At 69.3% G+C, this 16585-nt stretch carries 21 protein-coding genes and 1 tRNA gene; 12 read left to right on the plus strand and 10 right to left on the minus strand.

Going from position 1 to position 16585, the window contains the following annotated elements:
• The first annotated feature begins 50 nt into the window (after nt 1-50).
• Together MTAB308_RS16365 and MTAB308_RS16370 are read left to right on the plus strand one after the other, a co-directional pair.
• Nucleotides 51-398, plus strand: coding sequence for a hypothetical protein (locus MTAB308_RS16365; RefSeq protein ID WP_077100496.1), 348 nt, complete (start codon nt 51-53; stop codon nt 396-398).
• 46 nt (nt 399-444) lie between these two features.
• Nucleotides 445-1464 carry a bile acid:sodium symporter family protein gene (locus MTAB308_RS16370; protein ID WP_077100497.1) on the plus strand — a complete coding sequence of 340 codons (1020 nt, stop codon included), beginning with the start codon at nt 445-447 and terminating at the stop codon, nt 1462-1464.
• Here MTAB308_RS16370 and MTAB308_RS16375 read toward each other — a convergent pair.
• A complete protein-coding gene (locus MTAB308_RS16375) occupies nt 1461-2063 on the minus strand; it encodes a YqgE/AlgH family protein (protein WP_108637334.1) in 603 nt (200 codons plus the stop codon). The two genes, MTAB308_RS16370 and MTAB308_RS16375, sit on opposite strands and share 4 nt — an antisense overlap.
• 110 nt (nt 2064-2173) lie before the next feature.
• Here MTAB308_RS16375 and MTAB308_RS16380 point away from each other — a divergent pair, with 110 nt between their 5' ends.
• Together MTAB308_RS16380 and MTAB308_RS16385 are read left to right on the plus strand one after the other, a co-directional pair.
• A complete protein-coding gene (locus MTAB308_RS16380) occupies nt 2174-3490 on the plus strand; it encodes an MFS transporter (protein ID WP_245831431.1) in 1317 nt (438 codons plus the stop codon).
• Nucleotides 3491-3518: 28 nt separating this feature from the next.
• On the plus strand, nt 3519-4274 hold the full coding sequence (locus MTAB308_RS16385; RefSeq protein ID WP_108637335.1) for a TIGR03084 family metal-binding protein: 756 nt from the start codon (nt 3519-3521) through the stop codon (nt 4272-4274).
• Nucleotides 4275-4279: 5 nt separating this feature from the next.
• On the opposite strand, the gene MTAB308_RS16390 is transcribed toward MTAB308_RS16385, so the two are convergent.
• Nucleotides 4280-5500 carry a DUF5631 domain-containing protein gene (locus MTAB308_RS16390; protein ID WP_077100500.1) on the minus strand — a complete coding sequence of 407 codons (1221 nt, stop codon included), beginning with the start codon at nt 5498-5500 and terminating at the stop codon, nt 4280-4282.
• 82 nt (nt 5501-5582) lie between these two features.
• Between MTAB308_RS16390 and MTAB308_RS29330 the strand changes: the two genes are divergently transcribed.
• Nucleotides 5583-5726, plus strand: coding sequence for a hypothetical protein (locus MTAB308_RS29330; RefSeq protein WP_173842194.1), 144 nt, complete (start codon nt 5583-5585; stop codon nt 5724-5726).
• Here MTAB308_RS29330 and MTAB308_RS16395 read toward each other — a convergent pair.
• The 6 genes from MTAB308_RS16395 to MTAB308_RS16420 all read right to left on the minus strand — a co-directional run bounded on the left by MTAB308_RS16395 (nt 5723) and on the right by MTAB308_RS16420 (nt 9905).
• A complete protein-coding gene (locus MTAB308_RS16395; RefSeq protein WP_077100501.1) occupies nt 5723-6025 on the minus strand; it encodes a DUF2694 family protein in 303 nt (100 codons plus the stop codon). The genes MTAB308_RS29330 and MTAB308_RS16395 overlap by 4 nt on opposite strands.
• The gene (locus MTAB308_RS16400; RefSeq protein ID WP_077100502.1) at nt 6022-6339 is read right to left on the minus strand and encodes an ESX-1 secretion-associated protein; all 318 of its coding nucleotides are present in this window, start codon (nt 6337-6339) and stop codon (nt 6022-6024) included. Before MTAB308_RS16400 ends, MTAB308_RS16395 begins: the two co-directional genes overlap by 4 nt.
• Nucleotides 6340-6396: 57 nt before the next feature.
• Nucleotides 6397-7815 (minus strand): DUF4226 domain-containing protein, encoded by a 1419-nt coding sequence (locus MTAB308_RS16405; protein ID WP_077100503.1) that lies wholly within the window; start codon nt 7813-7815, stop codon nt 6397-6399.
• Between the two features lie 103 nt (nt 7816-7918).
• The gene (locus tag MTAB308_RS16410; RefSeq protein ID WP_077100504.1) at nt 7919-8296 is read right to left on the minus strand and encodes a DUF4226 domain-containing protein; all 378 of its coding nucleotides are present in this window, start codon (nt 8294-8296) and stop codon (nt 7919-7921) included.
• Nucleotides 8293-9120 carry a C40 family peptidase gene (locus MTAB308_RS16415; protein ID WP_077100505.1) on the minus strand — a complete coding sequence of 276 codons (828 nt, stop codon included), beginning with the start codon at nt 9118-9120 and terminating at the stop codon, nt 8293-8295. The genes MTAB308_RS16410 and MTAB308_RS16415 overlap by 4 nt, the downstream gene beginning before the upstream one ends.
• Nucleotides 9117-9905 carry a helix-turn-helix domain-containing protein gene (locus tag MTAB308_RS16420; RefSeq protein WP_077100506.1) on the minus strand — a complete coding sequence of 263 codons (789 nt, stop codon included), beginning with the start codon at nt 9903-9905 and terminating at the stop codon, nt 9117-9119. The genes MTAB308_RS16415 and MTAB308_RS16420 overlap by 4 nt, the downstream gene beginning before the upstream one ends.
• A gap of 144 nt (nt 9906-10049) precedes the next feature.
• Between MTAB308_RS16420 and MTAB308_RS16425 the strand changes: the two genes are divergently transcribed.
• The 4 genes from MTAB308_RS16425 to MTAB308_RS16440 all read left to right on the plus strand — a co-directional run bounded on the left by MTAB308_RS16425 (nt 10050) and on the right by MTAB308_RS16440 (nt 13258).
• Nucleotides 10050-10466 carry a WhiB family transcriptional regulator gene (locus MTAB308_RS16425; protein ID WP_077100507.1) on the plus strand — a complete coding sequence of 139 codons (417 nt, stop codon included), beginning with the start codon at nt 10050-10052 and terminating at the stop codon, nt 10464-10466.
• A gap of 71 nt (nt 10467-10537) precedes the next feature.
• Entirely contained in the window at nt 10538-11920 is a 1383-nt protein-coding gene (locus MTAB308_RS16430) for an acyl-CoA dehydrogenase family protein (protein WP_077100508.1), read from the plus strand.
• 28 nt (nt 11921-11948) lie between these two features.
• Nucleotides 11949-12932, plus strand: coding sequence for a pirin family protein (locus MTAB308_RS16435; protein ID WP_077100509.1), 984 nt, complete (start codon nt 11949-11951; stop codon nt 12930-12932).
• Nucleotides 12929-13258 (plus strand): GNAT family N-acetyltransferase, encoded by a 330-nt coding sequence (locus MTAB308_RS16440; protein ID WP_077100510.1) that lies wholly within the window; start codon nt 12929-12931, stop codon nt 13256-13258. Before MTAB308_RS16435 ends, MTAB308_RS16440 begins: the two co-directional genes overlap by 4 nt.
• 9 nt (nt 13259-13267) lie before the next feature.
• On the opposite strand, the gene MTAB308_RS16445 is transcribed toward MTAB308_RS16440, so the two are convergent.
• Nucleotides 13268-13534, minus strand: coding sequence for a YdeI/OmpD-associated family protein (locus MTAB308_RS16445; RefSeq protein ID WP_077100511.1), 267 nt, complete (start codon nt 13532-13534; stop codon nt 13268-13270).
• Between the two features lie 38 nt (nt 13535-13572).
• Here MTAB308_RS16445 and MTAB308_RS16450 point away from each other — a divergent pair, with 38 nt between their 5' ends.
• Together MTAB308_RS16450 and MTAB308_RS16455 are read left to right on the plus strand one after the other, a co-directional pair.
• Nucleotides 13573-13926, plus strand: coding sequence for a VOC family protein (locus MTAB308_RS16450; RefSeq protein ID WP_077100512.1), 354 nt, complete (start codon nt 13573-13575; stop codon nt 13924-13926).
• A gap of 22 nt (nt 13927-13948) precedes the next feature.
• Nucleotides 13949-14437, plus strand: coding sequence for a glutathione peroxidase (locus MTAB308_RS16455; protein ID WP_077100513.1), 489 nt, complete (start codon nt 13949-13951; stop codon nt 14435-14437).
• Between the two features lie 116 nt (nt 14438-14553).
• On the opposite strand, the gene MTAB308_RS16460 is transcribed toward MTAB308_RS16455, so the two are convergent.
• Nucleotides 14554-14636, minus strand: a tRNA-Leu gene (locus MTAB308_RS16460).
• Between the two features lie 254 nt (nt 14637-14890).
• Between MTAB308_RS16460 and MTAB308_RS16465 the strand changes: the two genes are divergently transcribed.
• Nucleotides 14891-16570, plus strand: coding sequence for an FHA domain-containing protein (locus tag MTAB308_RS16465; RefSeq protein ID WP_077100514.1), 1680 nt, complete (start codon nt 14891-14893; stop codon nt 16568-16570).
• The last annotated feature ends 15 nt before the right edge of the window (nt 16571-16585 follow it).

Raw genomic sequence — 16585 nt, forward strand, 5'->3', positions numbered from 1 at the left:
CCCCTCGAGCCCGCCGCGCGGACGCGTGGCCGGACTCGTATTGTGAGGCCATGTTGATCGCGGGGTTGGTGTGCATGTGTGCGGCGGTGGCCTCCGCCGGGTTCGGGACCTGGTCGCTCGCCCACAATCAGACGGCTGACGGGGCCACCGCCCAGCTCGCGCTGCGGGCCATGGCGCCCACCCAGCTGGCGGCCGCGGTGATGCTGGCCGCCGGCGGGACGGTCGCCCTGGCCGCCTCCCCCCACACCGCTCTGGTCGTGCTGATCGTCTGTGTCGCCGGCGCGTTCGGGACGCTGGCCACCGGGTCGTGGCAAAGCGCGCGCTTCGCACTGAGCCGGGAAGCGGCGGCGACCGCTTGCGCGGGCAGCTGCGCCGTCTGCACGCAGTCCTGCCACTGATCCGATGGTGCCGACCCGCCCGTAACTGGCCACCGCACGAGCCGTCATGGTGAAGCGGCTGCCGCCCGCGATCCCGATCGACTCGTTTCTGCTGGCGCTGGCCGCGACCGTGGCCCTCGCCGCGCTTGTCCCCGCCCACGGCCGGGCCGCGGACGTGGTGTCCGTCGCCGCGAAAGCGGCGATCGCGCTGCTGTTCTTCCTGTACGGCACCCGGCTGTCGCCCCAGCAGGCCTGGCACGGTGTGCGTCAATGGCGGCTGCATCTGCTCGTGCTGGCCACGACATTCGCGATATTTCCACTGCTGGGCTTGGCCGCCCGGGCGCTGGTGCCGTCGGTTCTGACCGTCGATCTCTACAACGGCCTGTTGTTTCTGTGCCTGGTGCCGTCGACCGTGCAGTCGTCCATCGCTTTCACCTCGATCGCGCGGGGCCACGTGTCGGCCGCCATCGTCAGCGCGTCGCTGTCGAACATCCTCGGTGTAGTGCTCACCCCGCTGCTCGTCGTGCTGTTGATGACGACCAGCGGTGCGCCGCGCGTGGACGGCACCGCCATTCGCGACATCATGCTGCAGCTGTTGCTGCCGTTCGCGGCGGGTCAGCTGGCGCGGCCGTGGCTCGGTGGGACGATCGCCCGGCACGCGGCACTGCTGAAGGTGGTCGATCGCGGCTCCATCCTGCTGGTGGTGTACACCGCGTTCGCGATGGGAGTGGTCAAGGGAATCTGGGTCAGCGTCGACGTGTGGCGCTTGATCGCGGTGGCCATCGTCGCCACGGTCTTGCTCGCGGCGGTGCTGGCCGCGACCACGCTCATCGGCCGGCTGGCCCGGCTCGACCGTGGCGATGCGATCGTCTTGCTGTTCTGTGGTTCGAAAAAGAGCCTGGCGTCAGGACTTCCGATGGCGCTGGTGCTATTTCCGGCGGCCACAGTCGGTTTGACCATGTTGCCGCTGATGATCTTTCATCAGATCCAGTTGGTGGTCTGCGCGGTGATCGCCAGCGGGCTCGCGCGGCGTGCCGACGAGTCGGCGCGTACGGTTGGCATCCCGCGAGCGGGGGAGGGGCCCTAGTTTCGGCTCACGTCGATCGGGTGGGTCGCGAGCAAGGAAAGCGGCAGCGGCTGGCGACGCAGCACCTGCCCCCACAGGTCGGCTCTCGGCCCGATCAGAACGTCGGATGGCAACGCGGACAATACGATCCAGTCGTCGCGCTCGATCTCGCCCTCGAGCTGGCCGATAGTCCAGCCGGAGTACCCGGCGAAGATGCGCACCCCCTCCACCAGCGGGGCGATCAGGTCGGGCTCGGCGTCCAGATCGACCATCACTATCCGGCCGTCCACATGCCGCAGGCCCGGCACTCCCTGCGGATCGGCGCCGGTGCGCAGCGCCGCCAGGCAAAGGGCCGCGTCGCGCTTGACCGGCCCACCGATGAACATGGTCTTGGGCTTGGCCGACAGTTTGGCCCACTGCGGCAACACGTTGTAGACCGCGGTCTCGCTGGACCGGTTGAGCACGACGCCCAGTGTGCCGCCGTCATTGTGCTCGACGATGTAGATCACGCTGCGCCGGAACGTGGGTTCGAGGAGATCGGTATTGGCAAGCAGCAGAGTGCCCGCGCGAACCCGCTGCGCGGCGGGTGCGACGTAGTCCTCGGGGTCTTCGGGCGGCATCACACCATCATCGCACCTTCGCTTGGCGGCCTGGGTTAATCAAGCGTGGCTGCCAAATATTTGTACTGTTGGTGCAGCGGCTCGACCACCGCGGTCGTGGCAGCCCCCTCGTGGAAGTCGGTTCTGTGATTGCACTCCGGACGCACTCGCGCGCATCCGCCGAACTATGGCGCTCGGTGCGCGGCTTGCCGGACTTCTGGCGGCTGCTGCAGGTCCGCATGGCGAGTCAGTTCGGCGATGGGCTGTTTCAGGCGGGGCTGGCCGGAGCGCTGCTGTTCAACCCGGATCGCGCCGCCGACCCGATGGCCATTGCACGCGCGTTCACGGTGCTGTTCTTGCCCTACTCGTTGCTGGGACCCTTCGCGGGCGCGCTGATGGACCGCTGGGATCGCCGGCTGGTGTTGGTGGGCGCGACCACGGCGCGCCTGATCCTCATCGCGGTCATCGGCACCATTCTGGCCGTGCGCGCCGGCGACATGCCGCTTCTGATCGCGGCGCTGTTCGCCAACGGCCTGGCCCGGTTCGTCGCGTCCGGGCTGTCGGCATCCCTGCCCCACGTCGTCCCGCGCGAGCAGGTGGTGACGATGAACTCCGTTGCCACCGCATCCGGTGCCGTCGCGGCCTTCCTGGGCGCCAACTTCATGCTGGTGCCGCGGTTCTTCGCCGGTGCCGGTGACGACGGCGCCTCGGTGATCATCTTCATCACCGCCATTCCCGTGTCGATCGCGTTGCTCTTGTCATTGCGGTTCGGCTCCCGCGTGCTGGGCCCGGACGACACCAAGCGGGCGATCCACGGATCGGCCGTGTACGCGGTGATCACCGGCTGGCTGCACGGCGCCCGCACGGTGGTGCAGAGCCCGACCGTCGCCGCCACCTTGTCGGGCCTGGCTTCCCATCGGATGGTGGTCGGGATCAACTCGCTGGTGATGCTGCTGCTGGTGCATCACCTGCCCGGTCCGACGACCGGGGGCCTGGGCATCGCGTTGGTGTTCTTCGCCGCTTCCGGTCTCGGCGCCTTCTTGGCCAACGTGTTGACGCCGTCGGCGATTCGCCGCTGGGGCCGCTACGCCACGGCCAATGGCGCGCTGGTCGCCGCCGCGCTCATCCAGATCCCCGGCGCCCTGCTCCGTCTCCCGGTGATGGTGGTGTGCGGCTTTTGCCTCGGCGTGGCCGGTCAGGTGGTCAAGCTGTGCGCCGACTCCGCGATGCAGATGGATGTCGACGACGCGCTGCGCGGACACGTGTTCGCGGTGCAGGATGCGCTGTTCTGGGTGGCGTTCATCGTCGCGATCGCGGTGTCCGCCACCTTGATTCCTGACGACGGGCGCGCGCCGCTGTTTGTGCTCTTCGGGTCCGTGCTGTACCTGATCGGGCTCGCGATGCACAGCGTCCTCGGGCGCCGCGGGCAGCCGGCCGCCAATCGCTAAGGTACATAGCGTGACCGCTGCCGAGCCGATGGTGGCCGACCTGCGTGCCGAAAGCGACGACCTCGACGCGCTGGTGGCGCCACTGCGGGCCGACCGCTGGGCGGATCCGACGCCGGCGCCGGGCTGGACGATCGCCCACCAGATCGGGCACCTGCTGTGGACCGACCGGGTCGCGCTCACCGCCGTCACCGACGAGGCCCGATTCGCCGAGCTGTTGGCGGCGGCTCAGGCCGACCCGAGCGGCTTCGTCGACGCGGGCGCCGAGGAACTGGCGGTCGTGGCGCCGGCCGAACTGCTCGCCGATTGGCGGGCCACCCGCGCGCGGCTGCACGAGGCCCTGCTGGCGGTGCCCGACGGCCGCAAGCTGCCCTGGTTCGGGCCGCCCATGAGCGCGCCGTCGATGGCGACGGCCCGGCTGATGGAGACGTGGGCGCACGGCCTCGACGTCGCCGACGCCGTCGGCGTCAAACGGCGGGCCACCGAGCGCCTCCGGTCGATCGCGCACATCGGGGTGCGCACCCGCGATTACGCGTTCGTCATCAACAACCTGACTCCGCCGCCCGACCCGTTCCGCATCGCACTGCGCGGACCCGGCGGCGACACCTGGTCCTGGGGCCCGCCGGACGCCGCCCAGCGGGTCACGGGCTCCGCCGAGGACTTCTGCTTTCTGGTGACGCAGCGGCGGCCGCTCGGCGCTTTGGACATCACGGCGCAGGGTCCCGACGCGCAGCGATGGCTGGAGATCGCCCAAGCCTTCGCGGGGCCACCCGGCCCCGGCCGATGAGCCGCCTACAGCACACCCGCCGGCTCGTTGAGCTTGTGAAACCACGCAAGGTGGTAGTTCGCCGACACCAAGTCTCCGGTCACGGCGCCTTCGGTGGCAGCCAGCAGCAGGCAGTTCAGGAAGAGCGCGGGGTCGATGTTCGGATATTGGATCAAGAGCTGATAGCGCGCCGTATCGAGATGCACCCGGAGCAAATCGATCTCTTCTTCCGCGACACCGGTTCCGGCGGCCGCGGCCCGGGCCAGCGTATGCACCATCCGCGGCAACCCGTCCCGCCAGTGCGTGGCCTGGCTCAACTCCCAGCCGAGGTCGTCCACCGCGGGCAGCTCCCGGGGCTGCGCCGAGGCCCGCGTCTCGGCGAAGTCATCCAGCCAACCCAGCGAATCACCGGGGGCGTAGGTGCGGAGCCGCCGGGTCTCGCCGATCAGGGCCGAAACCTTGCCGGTGCGTCGCTCCGGTTCCACTAACCGCACGCCCTCGGGAAGCGCGATGCCCGGCGGTATCCAGCCATGGGCGAAGTCGGTAACCAACACGGTGCTGCCGTCGGGGCGATCGCCGATCGCCCAATTCAGGCGCGGCTCTTGATGGACCACGAACGCGAGGAGGCGCTGCAACCGCTCGTCGTCGGATTCGCTTGCCCTCGCGGGGACGGGGATTTCCTCCGTCGGCTCGGGTCGCGGGGCGTTGCTCGCCTCGTCGGAGGCCCGGTGCCGACCCTCCGAAGCGTCGGGCTCCTCCTCGTCGGCGGCCGCGTCACCGAGCACCGGAGGGTCGAGCTCGCCCACGACGTCTTCGTCAGGCGCGGGCGCAGCGTCGGTGACCCGCGGGATGATCTGCGTCGCCTCGAGATCGGCGCCGTCAAAGGGCGGGCCGGGCTTCACGGCGTGCACATGGCGAATCGCCGAGTCGACCCGCCGCACCGCACGCGCCCGGGCATCCTCGACGACCCTGGCTTCCTCTGCCCGTCGGACGAATTCGGGCATGTCCGCCAGCCGGATCTTGCGGAGCTCGTCGTTGGCGCTTCGGGTGATGCGCTGCAGGTCGTCCCGCAAATACTCTGCGAGAGTGGCGGTTTCGGCGGTGGTGGTGGACAATTCGGCAGGCCAAAGCCCGCCCGTCACCCAGGGGGTGCAGTCGACGGGAGAGCTGAAGGCTGGAATCGTCAGCGATTCCCGGGTAGCTCTCCGGAGGCGCTGGCGCGCCGTTATTCGACCGAAGATCGCCACTGGCTAAGCCTACCGGGATCCGCCGGGTCGTCTATTCGGTCGGTGAATTGTGCTGCTGCCACGGCCTGGGTAGCGTGGGGACATGGCTGATTCTGCGCTGCAGCAGCAACTCGACGAGGTGCGCGCCCTGCTGGCCCGCGCGCGAGAGTTGTTCGGCCCCAATCCCGTCGAGCCGCCGACTAACATCGCCCCCGACCCCGACAGCGCCAAGACCTGGCTGGTTTAGGGGCGGCGCCGCAACTTATGCGCCAGCAGCTTTTCGATCGCCGCGTCGAGGTCGTGCGGGCTGGGCACCTCCATCGACGGGGTATGGCCGGCCGCCACGATCTCGTTGCGGACTTCCAGCAGCGCTTTGAGGCAGGATACGTCGGCGGTCAACAGGATTCCCTGCGCCAAGGTTTCGGCGTCGGTTTCCATCGCCTCTTCGCTCAGCGCGACGCTGTGCATGTACCCGCCGCGGCAGGAGCGGACGAGGATGTGCCCGCTCGGGTGGACGGTGTCGAAGGCGGGATTGGCGTCCGTCAGTGACCCCCGTCAGCGATGCCGCCGAAGTTTCGTGCCGCGTCGTGCTCGTGCTCTTCCCACATCGCCGCCGACGCGCTGAGTTTCTCCGCCATGTCGGCGTGGTCGTCGGCCTGCTGTTCGTAGCACTGGCGTCGCAGCTCGAGCAGTTCGCGTCCGGCATCGCGCAGTTCGCCGAAGATGGGCCCCAGCGAGTCCAGGCTTTCCTGGATCGCCGCGTGCGAAGACGGAATGGTGCGCAGGTAGTCGGAGGTCTCCTGGTGATGCGCAGCGGCTTCGCGTAAGTGCGCGGGCACCACACGGATTGGTTCTGCCATCTGCTCTGTCTCCTACTCGGTGCACCGCCGGGGGAGGGCGGGATCATCAAATCATTGTCAGGTGGTCGACGTGGCCGCCGGCCCTGTGGGTGTCGGTGTGTGCGGCTCGACCGGCGGGCTCGCGGGCGCGCTCACCGCCGGTGGATGCTCCCAGCCTAGAAAGTTCGGCCCGCTCACGGTGGCGATGCGCTGAATCTGGCCATCGAGAAGGGCCTTTTCATGGCCGAGGGCAAGCGCATGCCGATCGGTGAGGATGCCGATGTCGCCGGGCGTCGCTTGCAGCGGGTCGATGGGATGGGGGACCGGCGTTCCCGGTGGGGGGATCGTAATTCCCTGCTGATGGAACGCATCTGGTATCGAGGCGCCACCGACGGCGGCTTGGATCGCCGCGGCCAGCTGTGGGCTGGCGGCGGTCACCGTGTCGCCGTCGGGCAGGGTGACTGCCGTCGGGCCCACCGCCGGGGATTCGGATTGATCCGTCGCGACCTCCTCCGCGTGGCGCTTGTCCTCGTCAGAGTCGTCCGGTTCGTCGGGACCGGCGTTGTCGGCGGGGTCGGGGTCATGGGATCCGAACGGCCGCTCCGCGCCGAGGTCGTGCAGGCCGGGTAGCTGGAGGCCGCCCGTACCGCCCGGTATCGGCGCCCCGCCGAAGCCGGGGATGGCCGGCACCGTAGGCGGAGCCGCGGGCATAGCCGGCGCCGCAGGGCCGGTGGCGCTCCCCACCGGCGACGGTCCGGGAAGATCACCGGTGGGCGGCCCGGGATCGGCGGCGGGCATCGAATCCAGCAGCGGGTCCACGTCGGGATCGTCGACGGGTTCGCCGGTGGTGCCGTCGGCGGGCACCGCAACGGGAACGGCCGCCGCGGCCGGACGCTCGTCGGGGCCGTGCCGGGAAGCGTCGTACAGCGACGTCCAGGCGGCCATCAGCGCCGATTTCGAGGTGTCGTCCAGGCTGGCGTTCAGGACAACCGCGCGAATGTCCTTGAGCTTGCCGATCAGGAACCGCTGGAAATCGCGCGCCCCGGCCGGGGTGTCGAGGTCCGATCGCGTCAGGACCGCGACTTCGGTTTCGCGCTGCAACTTGGTCAGCGCTTCTCTGCCCTCGACGGCGTTCAGGTGGGCGTTCAGGATGGCGTTGATCACCTGCATGTCGAGCTGAGAGCTGGCCGAATTCTGATGTGCCAGAGCGGCTTCGGCATCCGTCATGGCCTCGGCGGCCTGGCCCTGCCCGCGGTCGGGCTCGGGCGCGCCCGGTGCCGGACCGGCGGGCGGACCGCCCGGCGCCGCGGCGCCGAACAGGCTCGCGTGATGTTGGCGGATCTTGCGGACGATCGCATCGAGTGTTTCCGGCCGGGTGGTCGGGGTCATGACCGCAGCCACCTCGTCCGGCGCCAAACCCACCTGCCACCCGTTCGGATCACCGGTGCGGTCCCGGACGGATGTGATCGCGTTGATCAGCTCGTCATACGTCGACATCGATGTCGCGGCCCCTCCATGCCGGGCGACGGTACCCAGGCACGTTCCTGCCGACAATTCACCCCGGGAGCTCCTGTGGACCGGTGGGCCGACGGGGTCGCGTCTAGCCCGCCGGGCCGGGGTACTGGGCGCGCAGCCCTTCCAGAACAGCCTTTTTCGCGCGGCCGAGCTCGCGGGCATCGGACACGACCCGCGCGATCTCGCGTTGCTTGTCCACCAGAAACCTGTGCAGTTCGCGCGCCCCCATCGGGGTGTCGGCCGCAAGGTCCCCACGCTGAAGGGCGGCCCGGTCGATCTCCTCGGCGATCGCGTCGAGTCGCCTGAGGCTTTCACGCGTCGCGGCGTGGGCGCTGGCGAGCACCTCGGCCAGCGCGCGGTCGGCGTCGGAGGCGGTGCTGTGCCTCCCGGCCAGCGCGGACTGCCGCTCCTTTATGGCGCCCAGCGAGGGTCCGGCTTGTTCCGGGAGGGATTGGTTTGTCATAGCGGCCGCCGAATCGCAATGTTGCTGCCCAACCGACTGATTCGCACTGTCGCGCCCGAGTAGGGCGCTTCGACGACGAGGTTGTTGCCGATCGCCATCTGCACGTGTCCGGCGTGGGGGAAGACCAGGTCGCCCGGTCGGACCAGCGAACGGGGCACCGGGATCCCATCGTTGATCTGTTGGTACGTGGTGCGGCCTAGGTGAATGCCCGCCTGCGCGTAGGACCACTGGACCAACCCCGAACAGTCGAACTGCTCGGGTCCGGCCGCACCCCACACGTAGGGGCGTCCCAGTCGCGACAACGCCGCGCGCACCGCGACCGCGGCGGGCCCGTTCAGCGACGGCAGGCCCGGAAAGCGATGGTGCGCCAGGCGGTAACGCAGCGCCCGCAGCGCCGTGGAGTGCCGCCGCGCCTTCAGGCGTGCGGACAGGACGTGCGCCCGCTGCGCTCGGAGCCGCGCGACGCGGCGGCGCATCGCCTCGCGCTGGGCCATCGGTGTCGGGGGAATCGGCGGCGCGGCGGTGTCGGCGCGGGCCTCGTCGAGGACGGATTTGGTGCGGTCGCGGGCCTCGACGCGATCCTGGTGCGCGCGGGCGATGACCCGGGCGGCTTCGGCGTCCGTGCCCGCCGCCGACCGCAGGCGCTGCTCACTTCGGTCCGCCGCCAGCCGGTAAACACTTTGTGCCACACCGCCATTCAGGCCGCCCGCCAGTTGCGGCAGTCCGCGGTGAGTCGCGGTGCCCGCGTCCAGCGGCGGTGGGCTCGTGCTGCCGGCAAAGAGTCGATGGGCGCGGGTCAGCACCTCGATTTCGCTGTCGGTCACCGCGCCTCCTCGCCGGGGTCGCGATCCGGGCTGGCCCGGCCGGACGACTCGACCGCCTCGGCGAACGCGCGGACGCGGGGGAGCGCCCCCGGCGGAATCACGCCCCTGTTGCGGATGTCCCACATGTCGTCGGTGCCGACACCGACGAGGGCCGCGATGATCGTCTCCGGCAACGACGACCGCACGCACGCGCGATCGAAACGCGCGCTCAGGCTGGTCGGCATCCGCTCCAGCAGGGCCGTGCGCGTGGCCTCGAGCGCCTGCAAATGCTCCATGAGACGGCCCGTCGAGTCGGCGCCGGCGTTGACGGCCACCCGCCAGGAGCTGGCTGCGAGCATCTCCGCCTTCACGCACTGAGCGATCACAGACAGAATATACGTCTCATATTCGTTTGATGTCGTCGCCGGCAGCCGATCGATGACGGATTTGAGCGCATCGAGCTGGGCTTCGGCGTAGCCTTCCAGGACTTCCGTGTCGCTGTGCCGGTCGACCACCACCGCGCCGGCGGTCCTTGCGGGCGTCGTGTCGACGGGCTGCGCGGCCATCAGCCGGGCCAGTTCGGCGTCCGGGTCGGCCGCCACCAGCAGCCGAGAGTAGGTGCCCGGCGGTAGGCCGAGCCCGTTCTCGACCTTCTGAACTGTGCTTTTGTGCGGCTTGCGCGCGCCGCGCTCCAGGAAGCTCAGCCCCATGATGCTGACGCCCGTCGCCGCGGCCAGCTCCGCCAGCGACCAGTCGCGTGACTCGCGCAACGCGCGGATGGCCGCGCCGGCCGATTCACGGCTCACCGCACGCTCCGGCCATAGGCCGGATAGTACACACGGCGCGCCCCTATCCAGCTTATATACGTTTTTGTCACGTTTCTCTTGCGCCGGCGCTCCTATACGTTATACGCTTTTGCCTACGTTTCACCGCTGGAGAAGGAGACCGACATGGGACACCCCTGCGTAGCCAACCCGGAACTGTGGTTCGGCTATCCCGACGACGACGGTGGTGACGGCGCGGCGAAAGCGCGCGCCTACGAGCGGTCCGCGACCGAAGCCCGGATCCAGTGCCTGCGCCGCTGCCCCCTGGCACAGCAGCGCCGGTGCGCCCAGCACGCCATCGCGCACCGCGAGGAGTACGGCGTCTGGGCCGGCGTCAAACTCCCCGGCGGTCAGTACCGCAAGCGCGAACAACTCGCCCGCGCCCATGACGTGCTGCGCCGGATCGCCGCCGGCGAGATCAATTCACGGCAGCTGCCCGAGAACGCGGCGCTGTTGGCGCGGCACGAGCACGACGCGGTCCCCGTCGCCGCGGTGGTTTTGCACCTGCCGACCGCACAAGTCGGGCCCCGCTCCGCCGCATGACAGTTTGCTGACCCCGCCGACGGGGTAGACCGGCTTGGCACGACCGAGTCTGTCCACCCCGAGGCGGATCTATGACGTTCGACCTGACACCCACGGCGGCACAACACGACCTGGCCCGGCGCACGCACGAGTTCGCCGAAGAAGTGATCCGCCCCGTGGCGCTCCATTACGACCAGCGCCAGGAATTTCCCTGGCCGGTGCTGGAGGAGGCCGCCCAGCGCGGCTTCTACAGTCCGCTGTTCTACCGCGACCTGATTGGCGACCCGACCGGAATTTCGCTACCCATGTTCATGGAGGAGCTCTTCTGGGGCTGCGCGGGAATCGGATTGGCGATCGTCATGCCCGCGCTGGCGCTGTCGGCGATCGGCCAGGCAGCCTCGCCCGAGCAAATGCTCGAGTGGGCGCCCGAATGTTTCGGAACCCCAGGCGATATCAAGCTCGCCGCCCTGGCGATCTCCGAGCCCGAGGGCGGCAGCGACGTCCGGAATCTGCGCACTCGCGCGCGTCGCGACGGTGACGACTGGATCATCGATGGCCACAAGATGTGGATCGGCATCGGCGGCATCGCCAATGTGCACGTGGTCAACGCGGTCGTCGACGAGGAGCTCGGGCACCGCGGTCAAGCTCTGTTCGTCGTGCCCGGCGGCACGCCGGGGCTGAAACTGGTCCGAAAACTCGACAAACTGGGTTGCCGAGCGTCTCACACCGCCGAATTGCTGTTCGAGGGGGTGCGCGTTCCGGGAGCCAATCTGCTTGGCGGCGAAGAGAAGCTCGAGCACAAGCTCGCCAAGGCCCGCGAGGTGGTGGCCGGTGGAAGGCGATCCGGCTCGGCCACGTTGGGCACCTTCGAGCAGACCCGCCCGATGGTCGCCGCGCAGGCGATCGGGATCGCCCGCGCCGCATTGGAGTACGCGACGTGGTACGCCACGGAACGAGAGGCCTTCGGGGGCCCGATCATCGACAACCAGGGCATCGCGTTCCCGCTGGCCGAGCTGGCCACCGAGATCGACGCCGCGCGGCTCTTGACCTGGCGCGCCTCCTGGATGGCGGCCAACAACGTCCCGTTCGAGCGGGGCGAGGGCTCGATGTCGAAATTCGCCGCCAGCGAGGTCGCGGTGAAGGCGACCGAACGGGCCATCCAGACGATGGGCGGCTGGGGCTACATCACCGACCACCCGGTGGAGAAATGGTATCGGGATGCCAAGCTGTACACCATCTTTGAGGGCACCAGCGAGATTCAGCGAATGGTCATCTCCAACGCGCTGGGCGCCGCGGTGGGCACCCCGCCGCTGCACGTGGTGATCGAGCCGACCGGCGGCCCGCTGAACCGGATCTTCGGTCGCGGCACCCCGCTGCGATCCCGCGCCGCCGACGCCGCGCTGTCGATGCAGGACCGCGTCCCCGACCCGGTCATGCGGCTGGCGATGAAGGTGCTGCGGCCGCCAGGCCGCTGAGGCTCCCCCCAGGCGTAGCGTCGGGCGGGTGAGCAACCTCGAGACCGCACCGGTCGAAGTCGCGTGCCGCGCGTCAGGCGCCGCCGGTGTCGAGGTGTTACATCCGCGCGAGGTTCCGCTGGGCGGACCGAGGGCGATCCCGGTACAACGCACGCTTCCGCAACGGCAACGATCGCTGGTCGGCGCCTGGTGCTTCATCGACCACTATGGCCTCGCCGGCGGCCCCGGCGGCGCGCGCATGGACGTCCCGCCTCACCCACACACCGGATTGCAAACCGTGAGTTGGTTGTTCGGCGGGGCAGTGGAGCACCGCGACAGCGCCGGAGTCCATGCGTTGGTCCGGCCCGGCGAGCTGAACCTGATGACCGCGGGCGCGGGTATTTCTCACTCGGAGGTGTCGATCGGGTCGGACGCCGCGCTGCACGGGGTGCAGTTGTGGGTCGCGCTGCCCGATTCCGACCGCGACACCGGCCGCAACTTCGCCCACTATGTGCCGCCGGCGACTCCGCTGCCGGGGGCGGTGGCGCGCGTGTTTCTCGGGGAGCTGGCGGGCAGCCGCTCGCCGGTGCGCACGTTCACGCCGCTGCTCGGCGCGCAGCTCGACGTGGAGCCGAACGCCGCGGTGGATATCGCGGTGGATCCGGCGTTCGAACACGGCCTGCTCTGCGACGCGGGGCAGGTCGCGATGGGCGGGACTAACCTGGCGGTCGCGGACCTCGGCTACCAAGCACCGGGCAATCCGATTGTGCACTTGCGCAACCTCTGTGACCGGCCTGCGCGGGTGCTGGTGCTGGGCGGGACGCCGTTTGCGGAACAGTTGGTGATGTGGTGGAACTTCGTCGGGCGCAGTCACGACGACATCGTCGGCTACCGCCGACTGTGGGAGGCCGGCGACGACCGCTTCGGCGCTGTCCCGGGCTACCGGGGTTCGGTCACGCGACTGCCCGCCCCGCCGCTGCCGACCACCCGACTGCGGCCTCGACCGATACCGGAAAACAAGGAGCAGGCATGACCGCAGACAAGACCGGCGCCCCGACCACCGTCACCGCGGAGGAGGGTCGGTACACCATCGCCGTCGAGGGCAAGCCCGTCGGGCTCGCCGACTTCGCCGACCGGGGCGATCAGCGCGTCTTCTACCACACCGAGATCGACCCCGCGTATGGCGGACGGGGCCTGGCCACCATCCTCATCGAGGAGGCGCTCAGCGCGGCGCGCGACGACGGCAAGCGCGTCGTTCCCGTCTGCTCCATGGTGGTCACGGTGCTCAAGAAGCACCCCGAGTTCGACGACATCACCGACCCCGTGACCCCCGACGTCCACCGCTGGCTGCGGTCCTAGCCGGCCCGCTTACTTGCCGGTGCGCTCACGGTGCTTGCATCCGGGCCAGCAGCACGGCCGGCGCTTGCCTTCCTCCAGCTCCTCCTGCGTTCGGCGAATGCGCCGCTTTCTGGTCGCGTCTTGTTTGGCGTCCTCGACCCAGCAGATGAATTCGTTGCGCGCCAAGGGCGTGATGTCCTGCCAGGCCGCCAACGCCGTCGAGTTGGCGCTCAGCGCCTCGCGCAGGTCTGCCGGCAATCGGTGGACGACTCCGCCGGGGACTCGGTTGCTGCTCACCGGGCTAGGGTAAGGCGACCCAGCCCGAGGAGGCAGCAGTGAGCGAGCACGAGGTCCGGATGATTGTGTTGTCGACCGACGACCTGGACGAGTCGATCCGCTTCTACGGCGAGACCCTGGGAATGCCGCTGAAGTTCCGCGACGGGGCCCACTTCGCCGCCCTCGACGGCGGGGCGGTCACCCTCGCGCTGGCGACCGCGGTGGACCACCCCATCCCGGGGCACGTAGTCGTCGGGATCAAGACCGCTGACGTCGACGCCGCCGCCAAGGCCGTCGAGGCCAGTGGTGGCGGCATCGTGAAAGGCCCGTACGACGACGCGCACGAGCGGCGTGCCGTGGTCTACGACAGCAAGGGCAATGGCCTGGTCTTCTACAGCCCGCTGACCCGGTGAGCCAAGTGTTAGCGTCATCGGCGTGACCCTCAAAGACATCGCCCTCACCACACTCGACGGCAAGCCGACGACGCTGGCCGAATTGTCCGGCGGCGCAACGCTGATCGTGAATGTGGCCTCCAAGTGTGGCCTGACTCCGCAGTACACCGCGCTGGAGAAACTGGCCAGGGACTACCGCGACCGCGGCCTGACGGTCGTCGGCGTTCCGTGCAACCAGTTCATGGGCCAGGAGCCGGGCACGCCCGAGGAGATCCAGGAGTTCTGCTCGACGACTTACGGGGTGACGTTTCCGTTGCTGGCCAAGGCCGACGTCAACGGCGAAGACCGTCACCCGCTGTACGCCGAGCTGACCAAAGCCGCCGATTCCGACGGTGCGGCGGGCGACATCCAGTGGAACTTCGAGAAGTTCCTGATCAGCCCCGACGGTGCGGTGGTCAACCGGTTTCGTCCCCGGACGGAGCCCGACGCGCCCGAGCTCATCGGCGCCGTCGAGGCCGTGCTGCCCCGGTGAATCTCGGGGTGATCATCACCCGCACTTAGTCCCGCAGCTGCACGGAAAACGTAAAGGCCACGAACCCTTTCGAGTTCGTGGCCTTTAGGCCGGCAGTTCGTGGAACCGCTCACCGGTGGGCGAAGGGGGACTTGAACCCCCACGTCCCGAAGGACACTGGCACCTGAAGCCAGCGCGTCTGCCATTCCGCCACTCGCCCGGAAAAACAACCGATGGACCATACCACTCTAAAGGCCGTCTGCCCCAATCGCCTTGGCGGGACCGGGCGGCCGGTCGCGACGTCCGGCGGCCGCTACCACGGCGCGTTGAGCTGCACGTATGCGATTCTCAGAATTCCCACGGTGCCGCACCGTCGCGCTGGCCCGATACCATGCTGGGGTGAACCAACACGCGGGCGGTTCGTTTGCCTCGCGCCCGCGACACACCATGGCAACTGCGGGCGAGCGCTGAAAGATGAGTAGCCAAAAGGGGCTCGTTCAGCGCATCGAGCGCAAGCTCGAGGCGACGGTGGACAACGCCTTCGCCCGGGTGTTCGGCGGATCGATCGTGCCGCAAGAGGTTGAAGGGCTATTGCGCAGGGAAGCCGAGGACGGGGTGCGCGCGCTGCAGGGAAATCGTCTTTTGGCCCCCAACGAATACATCATTACCCTCGGTATGCACGACTTTGCGAAGGTGGGAGCCGACACGGATCTCACGTCGAACGCTTTCGCGAGGTACTTGGCCGACTATATCTATGAACAGGGGTGGCAAACGTATGGTGATGTGGTCGTCCGGTTCGAGCAGTCGTCGAGCCTGCATACCGGCCAGTACCGCGCCCGCGGTGCTGTCAATCCCGATGTCGAGCCCCGCCCGACCGTCATCCACCCTCTCCGGCCACAATCAAATCACGCGTTCGGCGCAGAGCGAGGAGTAGCAGCAATGACTGACAATTCGAGCTACCACGGGGGTCAGGGGCAGGGCCGCCCTGCCGACGAGTACTACGACGACCGTTACGGGCGCCCGCAAGACGAGCCGCGCGGACCGGAGCCACAGGGCGGACCGGAGCCCCGGGCCGGTTACCCGCCCGAGCAAGGCGGCGGCTACCCGCCGCCCGGTGGCTACCCGCCACCTCGCCAGCCCGAGCAGGGCGGCTACCCGCAGCAGGGCGGCTACCCCGACCAGGCCGGCTACCAAGAACAGCGCGGCGGCTACCCGCAACAAGGCGGCGGCTACCCCGAGCAGGGCGGCTACCAAGAACAGCGCGGCGGCTACCCCGAACAGGGCGGCTACGACCAGCGCGGTTACCAAGCGCCGGGCGGCTACCCCGACCAGGGACAGGGCGGCTACCCGCCGCCGTCCTACGAGCAGCGCCCCCCTGCGCCCGGCGGCTACGGCGGGCAAGGCTACGGCCCTGGAGACCAGGGCTACCGCCCGGGCGGTGGCTACGCACCGCCCGGCGGCGGTCAGCCCGGCGCCACCCAGCAGGCGTACGGGTACGGCGAGTACGGGCGCGGGCCGGCTCGCCAAGAGGAGAGCGGCTACGCTCCGCCCGCCCCGCAGGGAGCGCCCGAGCAACAACGTCCGGCGTACCCCGAGCAGGGCGGCGGATACGACCAGGGCTATCAGCAGGGTGGTGGATACGGCCAGCAGGACTATGGCCCGGGCGACTACACCCAGTACGCCGAAAGCGTTCCGGGCGGCGGATATCCCCCGCAAGGCGGATACGGCGAGACCGCCCATCGCGACTACGAGTACGGCCAGCCCGCCGACTACGGCCAGCCCGCGGACTACGGCCAGCCCGCCGACTACGGCCAGCAGCCGGGTGGCGGCTACGGCGGTTACGGCCAGGGTGGCTACGGCGCCGCCGGAACCTCGGTGACACTGCAGCTCGACGACGGCAGCGGGCGGACCTACCAGCTGCGCGAGGGTGCCAACATCATCGGCCGCGGCCAGGACGCCCAATTCCGGTTGCCCGACACCGGCGTTTCGCGGCGGCACCTGGAAATCCGCTGGGACGGGCAGGTCGCGCTCCTTTCCGACCTCAACTCCACTAACGGCACCACCGTGAACAACGCGCCGGTACAGGAGTGGCAGTTGGCCGACGGCGACGTCATCCGTCTGGGCCACTCGGAGATCATCGTTCGCATCCACTAGACGCACCGGGGGAAA

This window comes from Mycobacterium terramassiliense, assembly GCF_900157385.1.
Taxonomy (GTDB): Bacteria; Actinomycetota; Actinomycetes; order Mycobacteriales; family Mycobacteriaceae; genus Mycobacterium; species Mycobacterium terramassiliense.